General features: G+C 74.3%; 11 protein-coding genes. 1 reads left to right on the forward strand and 10 read right to left on the reverse strand.

Annotated features, from left to right (window positions below; all coding sequences use genetic code 11):
* Positions 1–6: 6 nt before the first annotated feature.
* The 4 genes from OG702_RS23495 to OG702_RS23510 all read right to left on the reverse strand — a co-directional run bounded on the left by OG702_RS23495 (position 7) and on the right by OG702_RS23510 (position 5,863).
* Positions 7–1,002, reverse strand: coding sequence for a glycosyltransferase family 2 protein (locus OG702_RS23495; RefSeq protein WP_327290905.1), 996 nt, complete (start codon positions 1,000–1,002; stop codon positions 7–9).
* Entirely contained in the window at positions 999–1,847 is an 849-nt protein-coding gene (locus OG702_RS23500; protein WP_327290906.1) for a glycosyltransferase family 2 protein, read from the reverse strand. Before OG702_RS23500 ends, OG702_RS23495 begins: the two co-directional genes overlap by 4 nt.
* Positions 1,844–2,227, reverse strand: coding sequence for a DUF2304 domain-containing protein (locus OG702_RS23505; protein ID WP_327290907.1), 384 nt, complete (start codon positions 2,225–2,227; stop codon positions 1,844–1,846). The genes OG702_RS23500 and OG702_RS23505 overlap by 4 nt, the downstream gene beginning before the upstream one ends.
* A gap of 93 nt (positions 2,228–2,320) precedes the next feature.
* On the reverse strand, positions 2,321–5,863 hold the full coding sequence (locus OG702_RS23510; protein WP_327290908.1) for a CDP-glycerol glycerophosphotransferase family protein: 3,543 nt from the start codon (positions 5,861–5,863) through the stop codon (positions 2,321–2,323).
* A gap of 187 nt (positions 5,864–6,050) precedes the next feature.
* Here OG702_RS23510 and OG702_RS23515 point away from each other — a divergent pair, with 187 nt between their 5' ends.
* Positions 6,051–8,291 (forward strand): bifunctional glycosyltransferase/CDP-glycerol:glycerophosphate glycerophosphotransferase, encoded by a 2,241-nt coding sequence (locus OG702_RS23515; protein ID WP_327290909.1) that lies wholly within the window; start codon positions 6,051–6,053, stop codon positions 8,289–8,291.
* A gap of 15 nt (positions 8,292–8,306) precedes the next feature.
* Here OG702_RS23515 and OG702_RS23520 read toward each other — a convergent pair whose 3' ends face one another.
* The 6 genes from OG702_RS23520 to OG702_RS23545 all read right to left on the reverse strand — a co-directional run bounded on the left by OG702_RS23520 (position 8,307) and on the right by OG702_RS23545 (position 19,146).
* On the reverse strand, positions 8,307–10,544 hold the full coding sequence (locus OG702_RS23520; protein ID WP_327290910.1) for a bifunctional glycosyltransferase/CDP-glycerol:glycerophosphate glycerophosphotransferase: 2,238 nt from the start codon (positions 10,542–10,544) through the stop codon (positions 8,307–8,309).
* Between the two features lie 108 nt (positions 10,545–10,652).
* A complete protein-coding gene (locus OG702_RS23525; protein WP_327290911.1) occupies positions 10,653–11,603 on the reverse strand; it encodes a class I SAM-dependent methyltransferase in 951 nt (316 codons plus the stop codon).
* 157 nt (positions 11,604–11,760) lie between these two features.
* A complete protein-coding gene (locus tag OG702_RS23530) occupies positions 11,761–12,699 on the reverse strand; it encodes a carbohydrate ABC transporter permease (protein ID WP_327290912.1) in 939 nt (312 codons plus the stop codon).
* The gene (locus tag OG702_RS23535; RefSeq protein WP_327290913.1) at positions 12,696–13,976 is read right to left on the reverse strand and encodes a carbohydrate ABC transporter permease; all 1,281 of its coding nucleotides are present in this window, start codon (positions 13,974–13,976) and stop codon (positions 12,696–12,698) included. The genes OG702_RS23530 and OG702_RS23535 overlap by 4 nt, the downstream gene beginning before the upstream one ends.
* Before the next feature lie 113 nt (positions 13,977–14,089).
* Positions 14,090–15,457, reverse strand: coding sequence for an ABC transporter substrate-binding protein (locus OG702_RS23540; RefSeq protein WP_327293339.1), 1,368 nt, complete (start codon positions 15,455–15,457; stop codon positions 14,090–14,092).
* 500 nt (positions 15,458–15,957) lie between these two features.
* Positions 15,958–19,146 carry an FtsK/SpoIIIE domain-containing protein gene (locus OG702_RS23545; protein WP_327290914.1) on the reverse strand — a complete coding sequence of 1,063 codons (3,189 nt, stop codon included), beginning with the start codon at positions 19,144–19,146 and terminating at the stop codon, positions 15,958–15,960.
* Positions 19,147–19,339: the final 193 nt, after the last annotated feature.

A 19,339-nucleotide genomic window follows, 5' to 3' on the forward strand; every position in this document is an offset into this window, starting at 1 on the left:
CGCCCTTCACCCGCCGGCCCCCGGCAGCCGGACGGCAGCCGAGGATCCGCCCGTACCGGGCGTGCCGCCGTGCGGCGCGGCCGCCGCGGCGGAATCCGCCAGCGGCACGCGGCGGGCGAAGGCGTGCTGGAGGAGGGCGGACGTGGCGCGGGGGGAGGAGGCGGCGGCGGGGAGGAGGGTGAGCGCGTGCAGCCGGGACGACCAGTGGTGGCGGGCGGTACGGGCGCCGCGCGGCCAGCCGTGGGCGGCCAGGCGCGCGGAGGTGGTGAGGAAGAAGCGACGGGCCTCGTCGAAGCGGGCGCCGGTCACCGCCTGCGCGGCGGACGCGCTGACCGCGTGGCGGCGGTAGCGGAAGCAGACCTCGGGGTCGGTGGCGAGCAGGCCGCCGTCGAGCAGCAGGTCGACGACGACCGCCAGGTCCTGGATGACGCCGAGGTCGGCGCGGAAGGGGTGGGCCCGCAGCGCGTCGGTGCGCCAGCACACCGAGGGGAAGTACAGCCAGTTGCCGCGCAGCAGGCTGACCGCCAGGTCCTCGCCGCCGAGCAGCGCGGGCCCGGAGCGGATGCCGGCCGGCGCGTAGATCCGCGTCTTCGCCGTGTCGACCAGCGTGCCGCAGGGCCGCCCGGCCGCGTCGACCACCTGGACGCCGGGCTGCACCATCACCGCGTCGGGGCTGCGCCGCAGCGCCCGCCGCACGGTCCGCAGGTAGCCGGGCAGCATCAGGTCGTCGCAGCCCATCAGGACGACGTGCGGCGCCCGGGTGAGCTCCACGCAGCGGTTGAAGTTCCCGGTCACGCCCAGATTGCGCGGGTTGCGCAGATAGCTCACCCGGGGGTCGCCGAGCGCCGCGAACCACTCGGGCACCCCCGGCTCGCACCCGTCGTCCACCACCGTCAGACGCCAGTCGTCGCCGTCCTGCGCCTGCACGCTGCGGACCGCGGCCTGCAGCAGCGGCACGTCGCCGTAGTGCGGGATCATCACGTCGAAGGCGACCGCGTTCACCGGGCCACCCCCGCGGGCTCGGCCGGCTCCGGCACCCGGGCGGCCGCCGCGGCCTCGGTGCGCTGCGGTGCCGGGACCCGGCGGGTCAGGGCGAGCAGCAGCACCAGCGCCGTCCTGGCCAGGTAGACCAGCGCGCGGGCCGACGACTGGCTGGGCGCGCCGGTGGTGCGCGGCCGCATGGCGACCGCCACCTGCCGCACCTGGTAGCCGCGGCGCAGGGCACCGACCATGCTCTCGACGGTGTCGCCCAGATACTCCGCCGGATACCAGCGGGCGAAGAAGGCGATCATGTCGCGGTTGCAGGCCCGGAAGCCGGAGGTGGAGTCGGTCAGCCGGGTGCCCGCCATGCGGGAAAGCACCAGCGACAGCATCCGCATCGACCAGCGGCGCGGGCCGCGTACCCGGTAGTCGCCCACGCCCGCGAACCGCGCGCCGACCACCAGGTCGGCGGTGTCGAGCGCGGCCAGCAGCGCGGGGACGTACCCCGGGTCGTGCTGGCCGTCGGCGTCGACCTGTACGGCGGCGTCGTAGCCGTGGTCCAGGGCGTAGCGGTAGCCGGTGCGCATGGCGCCGCCGACACCGAGGTTGTACGGCAGCCGGGCCACCCGGGCGCCGGTCGCGCGGGCGGTCTGGGCGGTGCGGTCGGTCGAGCCGTCGTCCACCACCAGGACGTCGGCGGCCGGGACCGCGGCCCGCAGCTCCGCGAGCACCGCGGCCAGGCCGTCCGCCTCGTTCCAGGCCGGCACGATCACCAGCACCCGCCACCGGCCCGCGCCCGCGCCCGCCGTCCCGCCGGGGCCCGCGCCCACGTCCGCGATGCCGCCGGGGCCCGCGCCCGGCGTCATCCGGCGCCGCCCTCCGTGCGGCGGGCGGCCACCGTCGGCGGTCGGTGCTGCTCCTCCAGCGCGGTCCTGATCAGCGCGATCTCCTCGGCCAGCGTCCGGGTCTCCTCCTCCAGCCGGCTGGACTCCCAGCTCAGGTGCAGGCACACCAGCAACAGCAGGACGATCCCGGCGAAGAGCACCAGGCTGGCGCCGGACACGATGCCGAGGCCGCGCGCCAGCGAGTCGAGCATCTGCGGGAAGAGCCCCAGTGGTACCACCGCGGAGCCCACCGCGAGCCACAGCGCCGCGTACTTCTCCCGCAGCTGGTGCCGGCGCAGCAGCTCCAGGATGCAGGCCAGCAGGGCCAGTCCGGTGAGCGAGGTGACCACGGACAGGTGCACGGTGAAGGCCTCCTGGGGGTCCTGCGGGAAGTGCGTTGCTGCGTCGTTCCGCTGTCGGGTGCCGCGTGCGGCCGGCCGGGCCGCCCCGTTTCATCAGATGCGCGGTCCGCGCAGAATCAGGTCTGCCACGCGGGAGGCGGCGCGCCCGTCGTCCAGATGGCAGAAGGCCGCGCGGAAGGCGTCGTAGGCCGCGCCGTGCGGGGCGACCGCGGCGGCCGGGTCGCGCAGCGCGGCGATCAGCTCCGGCGTGGTCGACAGCAGCGGCCCGGGCGCCTGCGCCTCGAAGTCGTAGGTGAAGCCGCGCAGGGTGTCGCGCATGTGGGTGAGGTCGGGGGTGTACAGCAGGACCGGGCGGCCGGTGACGGCGAAGTCGGCGAGCAGCGAGGCGTAGTCGGTGACCAGGACGTCGGCGGCGAGCAGCAGTTCGGCCAGGTCGGGGTGGCCGGTCACGTCACGGACGAAGCCGCCGGCCGCCGGCACGGTGTCGGCGACCAGCGGGTGGGCGCGGACCAGCAGCACATGGGTGTCGCCGAGTTCCGCCTCCAGCGCGGCGAGGTCGGCGGCCAGGTGCAGCCGCTGGTGGCCGGCGTCGTACGCCTCGTCGTCGCGTACCGTCGGCGCGTAGAGCACGACCGTGCGCCCCGGTGGCAGGTCCAGCCGGTCGCGTACGTCCGCGGCGGCCTTGTCGCGGTCCTCGCCGCTGAGCGGGTCGGTGCGCGGCAGCCCGGTCTCGGCGACCTCGCCGGCGAAGGCCAGGGCGCGGCGCAGCACCGGGGTGCTCTGCGCGTTGGGCGACAGCAGGACGGTCCACTGGCCGCCGAGCAGCGGCTGCGGCCACATGTGGGTGAGGTCGGCGCACAGGGTGCCCGCCAGCTCCTGGCCGAAGCGCTTGACCGGGGTGCCGTGCCAGGTCTGCACCACGTGCTGCTCGTCCCGGCGGCGGAAGAAGGCCGGCAGGTGCGAGTTGGTGACGATGTGCCGGCTGCGGGCCAGCGCCTCGTACCAGCCGTGGCTGCCCAGCACCACGGACCGCGCGGCGGCCGGCACCGGCGTCGTCCGGTCGGCGACCACCCACACGTGGTCGAGCGCGGCCCCGCGCCGCACCAGTTCGTCGTGCACGGCGCGCGGCGAGTCGTCGCAGCGGCGGGCGTCGAAGCTGCTGTAGAGGACGGTGTCGGTGAGCTGGCGGCGGGCCAGCACCGGGTAGCGCCGCTCGCGCAGCAGCCGCTGCCGGTACGGCCCGCGGTCCGCGGCGGGGACGGCGGAGCCGGCGGCCACGAACAGGTGGTCGTGGAAGCGGCGGTCAAGCCGCACCGGCCGCTCCCCGTCGCTCACCGCGAGCTCGAGCGGCAGCCCGGGCATCGCGCTCGGCGCGACCCGCACGGGCGAGTCGGCCCCCGCGGCCCGCAGATGCAGATACCACCGCCCGGCGTGCGGCAGCGCCCCGACGTCGACGGACGCGGAGAACCGGCCTGGCTCCCCGTCGGTGACGGCCTCGGCCCCGGTCTCGGCGGCGTAGGTGCCGTGCCGCAGCATCAGCCGCACGCCCGCGCCGGGTGCTGCGGCCTGCTCGGGGAGCAGGCCGGCGACGAGTAGGCGGCCGTCCGGGGTGAAGGACACCCGGTCGGCGACGGCCTGCGGGGTGCGGTCGCGGAGCACCAGGTTGCCCGCCGCTGTGCCCTCGACGGACAGTTCGCGGGCGGCGGGGGCGGCGAGCCGCTCGTCGGGCGGCAGCGCGTAGCGGCCGGCCGGCAGGTCGCGGTCCAGGCTGACCCGGGCCTTGCCGCCGTCGGGGAAGACGACCTCGGCCGTCCAGGTCGCGGTCGTCTCGGGGGCGACCTCCTTGGGCAGCCCGGTCATCGGCGGCCGCGCCCCGCCGAGGTCGGCGAGCACGACGTCGGCGCTCAGCGCCGTCCAGCCGTCGCAGGCGGCCCCCGCGGCGAGCGGGTAGTCGAAGGCGGCGCCCGTCGTCTGCTGGGTGAGCCGGGCGGCGACCGGCAGCGTACGGTCGCGGACCGCGAGGTCCAGGCGCAGCAGGCCGTCGCCGGACGGCCGGTGGGCGGTGAGGCGGCGGGTGACCGGCTCGACCGACAGGTGCAGCCGGCCGTCCTTGTACCAGGGCACCAGCCGGGTGTCGTCGTCCAGCGCGAAGGGCACCGGCGAGGATCCGGCGCCGGCCTCGGCGGCCCGCAGCGCGGCCGGGCGGACCGCGGAGCCGCCCGCCACCACGATGCCCAGCCGCCACTGCGCCGCCTTCCAGCCGCCGTCGGTACGCAGCCGGGCCGGGTCGATGGTGATCTCGAAACCGGACCAGTCGTAGCAGTGGCGTTCCTGCGTCTGCTCGTCGGTGACGTCGGCGACCTTCACCGTGCGCACCGGCAGCAGCAGCCTGCGCCGCCCGCAGGTGGCGACCGCGGTCTTCAGCGAGGAGCGCCGGGTGCGGGCGTCGACGTTGCGGATGTAGGCGAAGCCCTTGAGCACCAGCTTGCCGTCCCGCCACTCCAGGTCCCGCAGCCGGGCGACCACCGGCAGGTCGGTGGCGCCGGCCGCGGTCGCCGCCCGGGACAGCCTCACCGGCGAGCCGTCGACGCCGACGACGACGGCCCGCTTGCGCAGCGGCAGCCCGGCCAGGTCGAAGACGGTACGGCCGCCGTGCCGTTCGTGGCGCAGCACGGTCAGCAGGTCGTCGAGCCTGCCCTCTCGGATCAGCTCCCAGCGCAGCCGCAGCTCCACCGGCAGCCCCGGGTAGAGCGTGGGGTCGACGCGGCTGAGGTAGTCGCCGACGCGGTCCATGAAGACCTGGTGGTATTCGGGGCCCGCCATCGGCAGCGCCTCGATGAAGTAGAGCAGGTCGTCGGTGAGCACCGACCGGTCGTAGTCGCGCTTGTGCCTGCTCCAGCGGGTGTTGGCCGGTTCCGCGAGGAACCGCGAGACCCCGTCCACGGCCGCGATCCGGTCCCGCACGCCCCGGACGTCGGTGCGCCGGCGGGTGATCGAGCCCTCCCTGATGCGCCAGTAGTACACGTGCTCGTGCAGCACGTCGACGGCGTCGGCCAGGAAGTGCGCCGGGATGGTCAGCGGGGTGTCCTCGTACAGCACGCCCTCGGGGAAGGCGAGGTCGTGCTTGTCCCAGAAGGTGCGGCGGAAGACCTTGTTCCAGGCCACCCGGTCGGACAGCAGGCCCAGGTCGCGGGTGATGTGGGTGCGGCTGACCGTCCTCGTCATCCCCCGGTGCTGCCAGGCCTGGCTGCGGCCGGCGGTCGTCAGCCGGTAGACGTTCCCGGTGGCGAAGTCCGACCCCGACCGGTCGAGCAGCCCGGTCAGCTGCTCGTACGCGCGCGGCGGCAGCACGTCGTCGCTGTCGATGAAGGTCAGGTACGGCGACGCCGGATCGGCGTGGCGCGCCCCGGTGTTGCGGGCGTGGCCGAGGCCGCCGTTGTCCTGGGAGACCAGCCGGAAGCGCGGGTCGCCGGCGGCGAACGCCCGCGCGATGTCCGCACTGGTATCCGTCGAGCCGTCGTCCACCATCACCACATCAAGCTCTGCCAGCGTCTGCGCGGCGATCGACCGCAGGCACTCCTCCAGGTACTGCTCGACGTTGTAGACGGGGACGACGACGGTCAGGCGGGGCGTCATGGGGGACAACGCTCCTTTCTGGACGGCGGTGGCAGACCATGCCGTGTGTTCAACTCGCCCCGTCCGCAGGGGTCACCGAAGGTAGGCCGAACGAGCGACACGACCCCGCGGATCGACACAGAGTTCCCGGGCAATTACCCTCGGACGTTATCCCGTGCCGGTAACCACCGATCTGTCCAGGATGGTCATGCCCCGTTTCAGCGTCGTCGTCCCCGCCCACCGCGCGCAGGGTTTCCTGCGCAGCTGCCTGGAGTCCGTACTCGACCAATCCGGCGGTGACGTCGAGGTGGTCGCGGTGGACGACGCCTCACCCGACGCGTGCGGCGCGATCATCGCCGACCTGGCCGCCGCCGACCCCCGCGTCGTGCCGGTGCGCCTGGACCGCACCTGCGGCACCGGGCCGGCCAGGGACGCGGGGGCCGCCCGCGCCACCGGCGACTACCTGCTCTTCCTGGACGCCGACGACCTCATGGCGCCCGGCACGCTGGCCGCCCTGGACACCCGGCTCGGCCGCACCGGCGACCCCGACGTGCTGCTCTACGACCACGAGCGCTTCACCGTGTGGGAGAACGTCCAGGAGAGCGGCGACGGCGACTTCCTGGCCGCCGCGGGAGAGCGCGTCTTCACCGCCGCCGACCTCCCCGACTGCCTGGCCTGCTACCCGGCCGCCTGGAACCGCGCGATCCGCCGGGAGTTCTGGACCTCAGGCGGCTTCGCCTTCGGTGACGCCCCCTACGCCGACGTCGCCGTCGCCACCCGGGTGCTCACCGCGGCCCCGCGCATCGCGTGCCTGGACCGGGTGTGCGTGCGCTGGCGCAAGCGCCGCTCCGGCAGCCTCACCACCACCCGCGGCGCCCACCACCTGGCCGTGCTCGACCGCTACGGCGAGATCATGGCCGACAAGGGCCTGCCGGGCGCGGCCGGAAGGGCCGCACTGTACGGGCAGATGGCCGCGCTGCTGATGGCGGTCGGCGAGGACCGGCTGAACCCGGAGGCCGCACCGGACTTCGTCCGCCGGGCGGGCCGGCTGCTCACCGACCACCGCCCGGCCGGCTGGATCGCGCCGGAACCCAAGGAGGCCCGCTGGGTCAGGGCCGCGGGCACCGGCTCCTACGGCCGCTACCGCGCGGCCCTGGGCACCCGCTCGCTCGCCATGCGGATCGCCAAGAAGCTCAGGGCCCGCAAGAACGGTCTGGCCCGCGCCCTCTACCAGAGCTACTACCGGCTGCGGCTGCGCCGTCCCGTCGACCCCGACCTGGTCGTCTACGCCGCCTACTGGAACCGCGGGGTCTCCTGCAACCCGGCGGCGATCTACCGCAAGGCCGTGGAGATCGCCCCGCACCTGCACGGCGTCTGGGTCGTCAACAAGCGCGACCGGGACGCGCTGCCGCCGGGCGTCGACCATGTCGTCGTCAACTCGCGCCGCTACTGGGACGTCCTGGCCAGGGCCGGTTTCCTGGTCAACAACGCGAACTTCACCGGGCAGGTCACCAAGCGGCCCGAGCAGAGGTACGTGCAGACCCATCACGGCACGCCGCTCAAGCACATGGGCATGGACCTGCGAGCCAGGCCCGCGGTCGGCAAGGGGATGAGCTTCGGCCGGCTGCTCGACCACGCCGACCAGTGGGACTACTCGCTGGTCTCCAACCAGCACTCCGCCGAGGTCTTCGACCGGGTCTACCCCAGCGGCTACCGCACGCTGCCCACCGGCTACCCGCGCAACGACGTCTTCTACACCTCGGGCCCCGACGACGTCCGCCGCGCCCGGCGGGCACTCGGCCTCGCCGACGGCACGACGGCGATCCTCTACGCGCCCACCCACCGCGACTACCAGCGGGAGTTCGTCCTCCCGCTGGACCTGGAACGTCTCGCCCGCGAGCTCGGGCCCGGCTACACGCTGCTGGTGCGGGCGCACTACTTCTACGGGCAGAGCCCGCAGTTCGAAGCGCTGCATCCGGCCGGGGCGGTGGTGGACGTCTCCGCGCACCCGAGCGTGGAGGAGCTGTGCCTGGCCTCGGACGCGCTGGTCACCGACTTCTCGTCGCTGATGTTCGACTACGCCAACCTCGACCGGCCGATCGTCGTGCACGCGGCGGACTGGGCGGCCTACCAGGCGGCCCGGGGCGTCTACTTCGACCTGCTGTCCGGGCGGCCCGGCGAGACGCCGGGCGTGGTGGCCCAGGACGAGGCCTCGCTGGCCGCGGCCTTCCGCGGCGGGGCGTGGCACGGCCCGGAAGCGGAGGCGCTGCGCGGTGCCTTCCGCACGAGGTTCTGCTCCTACGACGACGGGCTGGCGGCCGAGCGGGTCGTCCGCCGCGTCTTCCTCCACGAGGAGCCGCTGCTCCCCTACCGCCCCCTCTCCGACCGGCACCCGGCCCCCGCCCCCTCGGCCCTGACGGCCGCCGTCCCCGCGGTCCCGGCGCCCTGACCGGGGCGGGCGGGCTCAGCGCAGCTGGGGGTCCGTCACCGGGCCGCCGTGCAGCGGGGACGCGGCCGGACGGCGGTCGGGAAGGGGGACGACGGCCGGCAGCCCGCCGTCCTCCCGCAGGAAGACGCGCCGGACCACCCGCTCGGCCGCGTGCCCGTCGTCGTAGGGGCAGAATCTCGCCCGGAAGGCCGCCCGGAGCTGGGCCGAGCGCGGCCCTGACCAGGAGCCGGTCGCGAGGATGTCGGTCAGCTCGTCCTGGGTGCGGGCGACGGGCCCCGGCGGGTGCGCGGTGATGTCGAAGTAGGCGCCGCGGGTGGCCCGGTAGGTCTCCCAGTCCGCCGCGTGCAGCACGACGGGCCGGTCCAGCCCGGCGTAGTCGAACATCATCGACGAGTAGTCGGTGATGAGCCCGTCGGAGGCCAGGCACAGCTCCTCCGCCGAGGGGTGCCCGGAGACGTCGATGATGCGCGGGTGGGCGGCGCCGGCCGCCTCGCCGGGCGGGTAGAAGTAGTGCGGGCGCAGCAGCAGCACCATCCCGGGGCCCAGCTCGTCCGCGAGTCGCGGCAGGTCCAGCGCCGGAAGGTATCCGCTCTGGTAGTCGCGGTGGGTGGGGGCGTAGAGGAGCGCCGTCGCGGTGCGGGGGATGCCGAGGCTGTCGCGCAGCGCGAGCACGTCCTCGGGGGTGGCCCGGTGGAAGACGTCGGTGCGCGGCTGGCCGTATTCCAGGCAGGTGAAGGCCGCCGGGTAGGCGCGTTCCCAGACCAGGCTGGAGTGCCGGCTGGCCGAGACGCTGTAGTCCCAGCGGTCGACGTGCCGCAGCAGCCGTTCGAAGTCCATGCCGTACGCGGCGGCCGGGTGCTGGAGCAGGTCGACGCCCATGTGCTTGAGCGGGGTGCCGTGGTGGGTCTGGACGTTGATCTGGCCGGGCCGCTTGGCGTAGCGGTGGTGGAAGTTGACGTTGCTGACCAGGTAGGACGCGCGGGCCATGGCCTTCCAGTAGCCGGCCGAGCCCGGTTGCAGCCGGGTCACCCCGGGCGGCAGGGTGTGCGCGTACTGCTCGGTGGTGACCCAGGCGGTCCGCATGTGCGGGGCGAGGTCGCGCAGCGCGCCCTCGACGGCGGCCGGGTTGCAGACGTAGCCGCGGTCCCAGTAGGCGGAGAAGACCGCCAGGTCGGGGTCGAGCGGCCGGCGCCGCTGCGCGAGGTAGTACGCGTGCAGCGCCGTTGTCCGCAGCCGCCCGGCCGCGACCCTGGCTCTGCGTACCGTACGCAGCCGCAGCCGGTGCAGGCCGCCGAGGGCCTGGAAGGTCCGCCGGGCGCCGAGCGCGACCAGCAGGTAGCGCACCCCGCTGCGCCGGCCGAGCGCGAAGCGGAAGCCCGCGGGCCGCAGCCTGCGGTACTGCGCGCGGCAGCGGCGGAAGTATTCAGGGCGGGAGGAGCGGGGCAGCCGGTCGGGCAGGTTGAAGACCGTGGTGAGGTGGTCGAGCATCCGGCGGAAGAGGACGGTGCGCCAGCGGTCCAGGTCGGGGCGGCTGTCGAGGAAGGCGAAGAGCAGGTCGTACTGCTTGAAGATCTCGAAGTGCCGGCGGCTGGTGGTGTGCAGGATGCCCCGCTTGCGGCGCTGCCGGTAGTGCACGCACACCTGGTCGAGCAGCGCGATGGTCCCTGCGGCCATCAGCACCGGGTACGTCCACGGGGTGTCCTCGTAGTAGCCGGCCGGGAAGGTCACCCCGACCCTGGCGAGGAAGTCCCGCCGGTAGGCCTTGTTCCAGGCGACCATGATCAGCCGCAGCAGGCTGGGGCGCTCGTCGAGGGAGAAGACCTGCGGGTCGGTCTGGGCGAGCAGCCCGCTGAACTGGTTGCGCTCCGCCTCGCCGTTCCAGTACGTCCGGTCGTAGTCGAAGATCAGCAGGTCGGGGCGGCCCGTGCGGTCGATCCTGGCCGCGATGGCCTGCAGCGCGCCGGGGGCGTAGGTGTCGTCGCTGTCCAGGAAGAGCACGTAGTCGCCGGTGGCCCGGGCGAGACCGGCGTTGCGGGCCCGGCCCAGGCCGACGTTCTCGGCGAGGTGCAGGACGCTGACCCGGCGGTCGCGGGCCGCGTAGGCGTCGGCGATCTCACCGCTGCCGTCCGGCGAGCAGTCGTCCACCACGATCAGTTCGAAGTCGCCGAAGGACTGGTCGAGCACGGAGTCCAGACAGGCGTGCAGATACGCCTGCACGTGGTAAACGGGCACGATGACGCTGAAGCGGGGCACAGCAGCACATCCAGGTTCGACGCGGGGACACGGGACACTACGACCACATCCGCGGTAAATGCGGTATGTGACGCTATATATCCTGCGAACGCGCGGCCGCCCCGCTGGTTACGCCTGGTGGCGCAGTGCGCCGCGAAGCCTTACGAAGCCTTTGGACACGAACGGCGGCAGCACGTTGAGCACCAGCCGGCGCGTCGCGGAGCGCCGCCGGGGGGCGGGCGCCGGTTGCTCCACCAGGACGACCTGCGGGACCTCCTCCACCGGCGGCGGCTCCTCGACGTGGTGCCGGGAGACCGGCTGGGCCGGCGGCTCGGTGCTGATGCCCCTGACCCGCACCAGCACGCTGCCCGCGACCGCCTCCACGCCGTGCCACAGGTCCTCCCGCCCGGCCAGGAACTCCAGCAGCTGCTCGCGCACCGGCGCCGGATCGCCCCAGGTGCCGTAGAGCTTCGTGCCGGTCACGCACACCGGGCTGAGCCCGCCCGTGGCGACCGCCTCCCACACCGCGGCGGCCACCCCGGGGCAGTGCTCGGAGCGGTAGTCGTCGAGCGCGACGATGCCGTGCGGGTGCAGCAGCGCCTTGGTGTCCTCGATGTCGCCGCGTACGTGCTCGTAGAGGTGCGAGCCGTCGATGTGCGCGAAGCGGCAGCTGGCGGCCTGCACCCGGTCCCGCACGAGGGATGACAGGCCCTGGATCACCTGCGGCAGCTCGTCGTGGAAGGACAGGTAATTCGACTCGAACGAGCGACGGGTGAGCGTCGAGTAGGAATACCTCATCTCCGCGGAGTTCGCGTCGTCCTCGGCCGGTGAATCGAACAGGTCGCAGACCGTGAACGTCTCGCCGTCCCGCAGGTAGCTGCCCATGAAGATCGCGCTCTTGCCCATGTACGCGCCGATCTCCAGCAGGTCCCCCGGCTCGGTCAGCTCGTCCTGGCGGGTCAGGAACCAGTCGAAGAGCACCTGGTCGACGGGGAAGAACCAGCCCTTGACCTCGGCGAGCGAGGTGGGCGCGGGAAGCTCCTCGCCGGCCGGATCGGTGGCGGTGGGGGTGAGCGTCATGGGGATCCGTTCGAACGGTGGGAGACCCCGGAACGGGCGGCTCCCGGCTGCGGGGGGCGTCAGTGTAAACGCCCTCCGCGGCCGGGTCCGCCCGCCGTGTCCACCGTGTCGCGGGCCCCGCCGCCGGTGTGGCGCCGGGCCGTCCGCGACCGGACCGCTACTTCACCGCGCCCGCCATCACGCCGGACACGAACTGCCGCTGGAAGGCGAAGAAGACCACCAGCGGGATCACCATCGACACGAAGGCGCCGGGCGCCAGGATGTCGATGTTGTTGCCGAACTGCCGCACCTGCTGCTGCAGCGCCACGGTGACCGGCTGCGAGTCGCTGTCGGCGAAGATCAGCGCGACCAGCATGTCGTTCCACACCCACAGGAACTGGAAGATGCCCAGCGACGCGATCGCCGGCCCGCCCAGCGGCATCACCACCCGGGTGAACAGCCTCAGCTCGCCCGCGCCGTCCAGCCGCGCGGCCTCCAGCAGCTCCCGGGGGATCTCCGCGAAGAAGTTCCGCAGCAGGAAGATCGCGAACGGCAGCCCGAAGGCGGTGTGGAAGAGCACCACCCCGGAGATGTCACCGAAGATCCCGATGTCGCCGAACAGCTTCGCCACCGGGATCAGCGCCACCTGCACCGGCACCACCAGCATCGCCACCACGGCGATGAACCACCAGTCGCGGCCGGGGAAGTCCATCCAGGCGAAGGCGTAACCGGCCAGCGAGCCGATCACCACCACCAGCAGCGTCGCCGGGACGGTGATCAGCGCCGTGTTCACCAGCGAGTCGGTGATGGCGTGGTTGTCCAGCAGCGTGCGGTAGTTGGTCACCGTCAGCTGCGAGGGCGAGGTGAAGACCTTCCACCAGCCGCTCGCCGAGATGTCGGACGGCGTCCGCAGGCTCGACAGCAGCAGCCCCACCGTCGGCAGCAGCCAGAACAGGCCCACCACCAGCAGCACGACCCGCACCACCCCGCCGCCGGCCAGCGCCGCCAGCCGGGTGCCCAGGCTCTCCTTGGGCCGTACGGTCACCGGGCGCCCGGAATCCTCGGCGGGGGCCGCGGCCCCCGCCGGACCGGAGCCCGCGGTCACATCCGCGCTCATCGCCGTCCCTCCCTGCGCAGCCGCCGGATGTTGAAGATCATGACTGGCAGCACCAGCAGCAGCAGGATCACACCGATCGCACTGCCGACGCCCTGGTCGTCACCGCCGCCGAACGACGACAGATACAGCTGCAGCGCCAGCACGTTGGCGTTCTGCTGGCTGCTGCCCGGCGCGATGATGTACACCAGGTCGAAGATCTTGAGCACGTTGATCATCAGCGTGACCGTGACCACCACAAGCACCGGAGCCAGCAGCGGCACGGTGATCCGGCGGAAGACCTGCCACTCGTTGGCGCCGTCCACCCGGGCCTGCTCCAGCAGTTCCCTGGGCACCCCGGCCAGGCCCGCCGCGATCAGCACCATCGCGAAACCGGCCCACATCCAGATGTAGGACACGATGATCGACGGCGTCACCAGGCTCGGGCCGAGCCAGTTGATGCCCTCGTACTTCCCGGCGAAGTTCGAGCCGGGCAGCCGCAGCTGGGCGCCGACCGCCTCGGCGGGCAGCTTGTACGTGCCGTCCTTGGCGGACTTCGCCGACGCGATGACCTTGCCGTCCTTGACCGCCTGCACCTTCACCCCGGACAGCGCCTTCTCACCGGGGTCGATCACCCCCGGCTTGCCGGTGCCGCCGGGCCGGAAGTCCAGCCACACGGTGCCGGTCACCGCACCCGGCTGCGAGGGCGCGGGCTTCGCGTCCTGCGCGCCGGAGGGCACCTTGTTCTGCGGGATGCCGACCAGCGGCAGGTCGGCCGGAGTGCCGGCGCTCGCGGCGGACTTCGAGGTGAAGGAGCCGCCCGCGGTCGGCGCCAGATCGCCGTTGGGCCGCGGTCTGGCCCCCGGATAGGCCGCGTTGTCGGTGAAGGTGTCGTGCACCGCCACCACCACCGCGTTCGCCACCCCCTGCGAGGGGTCCTGCTCGTAGACCAGCCGGAAGATGATCCCGGCCGCCAGCATCGAGATCGCCATCGGCATGAAGACGATCAGCTTGAACGCCGTGCCCCAGCGCACCCTTTCGGTGAGCACCGCGAACACCAGGCCGAGCGCGGTCGCCACGGCGGGCGCGACCACCACCCAGATGACGTTGTTGCGCACCGCCGTGAGGATGCCGTGGTCGGTGAAGACCGTGCCGAAGTTCTTCAGCCCGATGAAGGCGCTGCCGTCCGCGTCGTACAGGCTCCGCTTGACGGTGAAGACGATCGGATACGCCACCAGCGCGCCCAGCAGGACCAGCGCGGGCAGCAGGAACACCGCGGCCACCCACGGCCGGGTGCCCATCACACTGCGACGGGATCCCTTACCGGGACCCGGCGGGGGCGGGACGGCGGCGGCGGAACCGCCGCCCCCCGCCCCCGCGGTGGCACCAGCCACCTGTGCCGGGGACACGTGCCTCAGCTCCCGTACGCCTTGGCGGCGTCGGCCTCCAGCTTGGCCTGCGCGCCCGCCACGTCGGACGGCTTGGCGAGGAAGTCCTGGAGGTCCTTCCACTCGCCCTCGCCCTTCGTGCCACCGAAGGCCGCCGGCGCCTGGTCCGACATGTCGAACCGGAAGTCGTCACCCGCGGCGATCAGCGACTTGGCGATGTCGCGCTGCACCGCGTCGGGATACGCCGCCAGGTCGAGCGACTTGTTCGGCGAGAGGTAACCGCCGCCCTGCGCCCAGATCTTGGCCGCGTCCGTCGACGCGATGAACGTCAGCAGCGCCTGCGCGCCGGGGCCGTCCTTGAGCACCACCGCGACGTCACCGCCGGAGACCACCGGCGCCTTGCCGGCGCCGACCGCCGGGAAGGCGAACTCCTTGGCGTCCGTGCCGACCTTCGCCTTGGTGTTGGCCGAGATGAACGCCGAGACGAAGTCCGCCTCGTAGACCATCGCGGCGGCCGGCGGGTTGCCGGTGAAGGTCTGCGTCACCGACTTCGGGAAGTCGGTGCCCAGGGCGCCCTTGGCGCCGCCGGCGATCAGGTCCTTGTTGCCGAACAGCTGGGCCAGCGTGGTGAGCGCCGCCTTCACCGACGGGTCGGTCCACTTGATGCTGTGCGCGGCCAGCTGGTCGTACTTCTCCGGGCCCGCCTGCGACAGGTAGATGTTCTCGAACCAGTCGGTCAGCGTCCAGCCGTCCGCGCCGCCGATCGACACCGGGGTGGTGCCCGACTCGAAGACGGTCTCCGCCGTCTTCAGGAAGTCCGCCCAGGTCTTCGGCTCGGTGGCGCCCGCGTTGCTGAACGCGGCGGCGTTGTACCAGATCATCGACTTGTTCGAGACCTTGGCGTAGACGCCGTACTGCTTGTCCTTCCACGCGCCGAGCTTCTGCCAGCCCGGGGAGAAGTTCTTGCTCAGCTGGGCCTGCGCCTGCGGCCCCAGCGGCTTGACCCAGCCCTTGTCGGCGAACTGGTGCAGCACGCCGTTCTGCGCCAGGAACGCGACGTCCGGCGGCGCGCCGCCCTGGATCTTCGTCCCCAGGAAGGTCGACTGGCTGTCGCCGGTCGGCACGAACGTGGTCTTCGCGCCGGTGCGCTTGTCGAACTCGTCGAGCACCTTCTGGAAGTTCTTCTGCTCGGGGCCCGTCCACACCGCGGCCACTTCCAGCTTCTGGCCGTGCAGGTCAGGCAGTTGCAGGGCGTCACCGCCGCCAGACGCCGCCTTGGAGGTCGGCGCGGCGTCCTTCTTGCCCCCGTCGTCGTCGCCCCCGCAGGCCGCCGCGGTCAGCGCGAGCGCCGACGCCGACACGACGGCGAGCGCCACGCGCGTTGTCCGGCGCATGCCGCTGCCGCTCTGGGCGGTTTGCGTCTTACCCTTCAACCTGTGCATCTGACATCCCCTCAGTCCCGTGGCGTCCTGTCCTACGCCCGCTGAACTGCCTCCGGCAAGGGTCGGTGCCAGTCGCTGCCCGCAATGTGACCACGCCGTGATCTTGCCCCAAACCTCCCTCCGCCCAATGCCGTTGCCCGGCGGGCCGGCCATGCGACGCCGTCCACGGCTGCGTGGGGGGTGGGTGCCATCTGCGGTGGCGTGCTTGTCTGCCGCGCCGTCGTGGCTTGTCGCGCAGTTCCCCGCGCCCTGAAAAACGCGCACCCTCTGCGCAAAGGGCAACCCCCCAGGGGCGCGGGGAACTGCGCCCTCAGCCCCCGCCGGGCTGCAGGCGACCGCCCAGCGCAAGGGGCAATCACCTGGGGGCGCGGGGAACTGCGCGACAAGGCACCCACCGGGGGAAGGTCCCGGGTCGGGGGAAGGGGCACCCCCCGGGGGCCCCGGGGTGGAGGCTACGTCGCCGGTTCAGCCTCAGCGGCACGCTGCAACGCACTGGCCAGCAGTGCAAGATCCGTCGGCCCGTTGCCGAGCTCGCGGACCTGGCGGCGGGCCGGCGGATCCCCCATCCGCTCCCACTCCAGCCCCACAACCGTCGGCCGCAAGGTCGCCGTGCGCGGGATGCGCCCGCTGACCCGGCCGGCCTGGAAGGCCGTCACCGCCCCGCCGGGCCGGCGCAGATACCCCCGGCCGGGAACGGACTCGTCGAGGCCCGCCGGATCCTCGACGTTCACCAGCAGCGCCGCGGACTCCGTGTCGGGCATACGCAACGCGACCCGCAGCGGCGCCCGCTCGTCCGCCTCGGTGCCGGCGGTCCGCTCGGGCCGCCCGGTGGCGGCCACCAGGTGGACGCCGAGGCGTTCGCCGTCCCTGGCGACCGCCTCGATCGCCCGGACGACGCTGCCGGCCGCGGGCCGCCCTGGGGCGCCGAGCGCGGGAGCCACGAGCGCGTCGAAGTCGTCGACGAGCACGACCAGCCGCGGCAGCCCCGGCGCCTCGGGAGCGGGCGCGGCCGGCGCCCGCCCGCCCTGGTGCGGCACGGTCGCCGCGACGAGCCGGTCCGCGTGCCAGGCGGCGAACGCCCGCCCGCCGAGCACCCCTTCGCGCCGCTTCAGCTCCGCGCTGAGCGCCTGCGCGAACTCCCGCATCCGGACGGGGTCGGAGGCCACCAGGTGCCCGCTGACGTGGGGCAGGTCCGCGCAGACGGCCAGCCCTTCGCCGCGGTCCTGGCCGGCGCCGTCCAGCAGGATCAGGGTCAGCCGCTCCGGCCGCTCCGCGGCGGCCAGCGCGGCGGCGACGGACCGCAGCAGCTCCGTCTTGCCCGCGCCCGGCGCCCCGCCGACCATCAGGTGCGGCCCCTCGGCCACGAGGTCGACCGCCACCCGCCCGCCGGAACCCGCGCCGGCCCCGGCGCCGAGCACGGCGACCGCCGACGGCGCCGCGGCGGGCGCGGCCGCCCAGCGCGCGGCGATCTTCGCGGGGGTGGCGAGCGCCAGGTCCAGCTCGTCGAGCAGCCGTACGGTGCCGGGCAGCGCGTGCCGCGAACCGGCGCCCGGGGCGTCCGCGTCGGCCTCCCGCAGCGGGGCCAGCGCCCGCGCGAAATGCTCGGCCCAGGCGCCGGACACCGCGTCCAGCACGATCTCGTCGGCGCCGCCCCCGTCCGCCCCGGCCGGCGGCTGTCCGGCGGGCTCGACCAGCAGCGTCGTCGCGACGTCCCCCGACAGCCGGGCCACCACCCCGTCGTCCACCGCGGGCCGCTCGCCCGGCTCGGTCAGGCACAGCACATGGATGCCGACGGCCGGTCCGGCGGCCGCGATCCGCGCGACCGTCTCGCGCAGCGCGGCGGACCCGGGGTCGCCGTCGACCACCAGCAGCGAGTACGGCCCGGGGTGTCCGGCGGCGGCCGGCCCCTCCTCGATCCTGCGGACCAGCTCGGCCGTACGGGCCTGTGCCTGGTCGCGGTCGAAGGCCAGCAGCAGCCGGCAGTCCTGGCCGTGGGCGGGCCGCAGGTGCGGCAGCCAGTTCAGCCACGACCACTCCTCGGCCCGCTGGTCCGCGGGCCTGGCGCGGTCCGCGCTGAGCAGCACGACCTCCAAGGTGGTGGGGGAGTGCAGCGCGCACAGCTGGGCGAGCACCGCGCGGGCCAGCCCGGCCAGTCGCGGCCGCGGCCCGACCAGGGTCAGCGCCGAGGTGCGGGGCCGGCGCAGGTCCACGGTGAAGGGCACCCCGGCCAGCCGCCGGTTGCCGTACTCCGACGGCAGGTCGGCGGTGCCGAGCCGTACGGTCAGCGCGTCCGGGTGCCCGGGGGCCCGTTCCCACAGCCGCCTGCCGGGGCCCAGCGCCGTGAGCAGGACGGCCGCCGGGTCGGGCCAGCGCTCCCGCAGGGCCTCGGCCTCGCCGCCGGCGAACGCCTCCTCGCCCTCGTCGCGCCCCGCGCCGCTCAGCCGCCGCCGCGCCCAGGCCCCTATCGAGCCGACGACGCCGTTGCGCCCGCCGGCCCCGGCTCCCGGGCGCCGCGCCTGGCCGGTGTCCCGCCGCCCGGGGGTGGCGGTGCCGTCGATGCCGTCGACCCGCCCGGGGGCCGCCGCGCCCCCGGTGTCGCGCCGCGTGCCCGCGCCCTCGCCCGGGTGTCCGGCTGCGGCGGGCGCGTCGTCGGGCGGCGCCGGGTGCCCGGGGCCGCCCGGGGTGCCGGTCCTGGCGTGGGCGTCGCCCGGCTGCCCCGCGGGGCCGTATCCGGGGCGTCCTGCGTCGTGTCCGGGTGCGTCCGGGCGGCCCGCCGCCCCGGAGCCGGCCTGCGGCCCGCCGTAGGCGTCGACGGCGTCCCCCGGACCCCCGTCCGGGCCCGGGGACCGCCCGCCCGCCGAAGCGTCGTCGTCCGCCGCCGTCCCGTCCCGCTGCGCCGGCACCGTCGCGGTGTCGTGCGCCTGCCGTCCGGGCCACGGGGCGTCGCGCAGGGACACCCGCAGGTGGCCGTCGGCGTCGGGGGTGGTGGGCAGCGGCGCGGCGGCGGGTGAGCCGGCCGGGTCGAGGCGCAGGGTGGACTCACCCAGATGGAGCAGCGCGCCCGGCGGCAGTGGCACCGGCTGCGCGCCGACCGCGCGCCCGCTGAGCGTCGTACCGTTCGTGGAGCCCAGATCGGCGACGGTCAGCCCGCCGTCCGGGCCGAAGGCCACCTCGCAGTGCAGCCGTGAGACGTCCGGGTCGTCCAGCGGCACGTCCGCGTCGGCCGACCGCCCGATCGTGGCCCGGCCGCCGGGCAGCAGGTGGACCCCGCCCGCGTCCGGCCCGCCCACCACCAGCAGCCGCGCGACCTCGGCGGACGGGCGGCCGTACTCCCCGAAACTGCCGTACTGCCCGTGGTCGTGCGGTTCGCCAGGCCGGCCGGTGGACGCGTGCAGCGACAGGACGGCGCCGTCGACCAGCGGGGGCACCCCGAGCACGGCGGTGGGCGGTACGCGGTCCTGCCCGACGTAGAGGGCCACCGAGGACCCGGCGGAGCGGCCCGGCTGCCCGGATCCCGCGGCCGAGGCGAGCGCGCCGGCCACCGAGCCGAGCACGGTGCCCGCGGGCGCGGTGACGAGCACGTCACTGCCGCGTGCTGCCCGGCCGCTGCGCGGCCCGAGGACGGTCAGCCGGATCTGCATCTCGTCCGCGGTCCCTTCTGCCCGGGCATGCGGCGGGAAGACCCCTCCCGGACCGCGCCAGAGCGCGTTGACACTGACACCTACCGACATCTACCGACCGCGCACCGGACCGGACGGTGTCCGGCGGCGCGCAGGCACGAGCGGCAGGACCGCCCCCCGCTGCCCCCACCGGACCGTACGGGGTGCATCCTCC

Source organism: Streptomyces sp. NBC_01198 (assembly GCF_036010485.1).
Classification (GTDB): Bacteria; Actinomycetota; Actinomycetes; order Streptomycetales; family Streptomycetaceae; genus Actinacidiphila.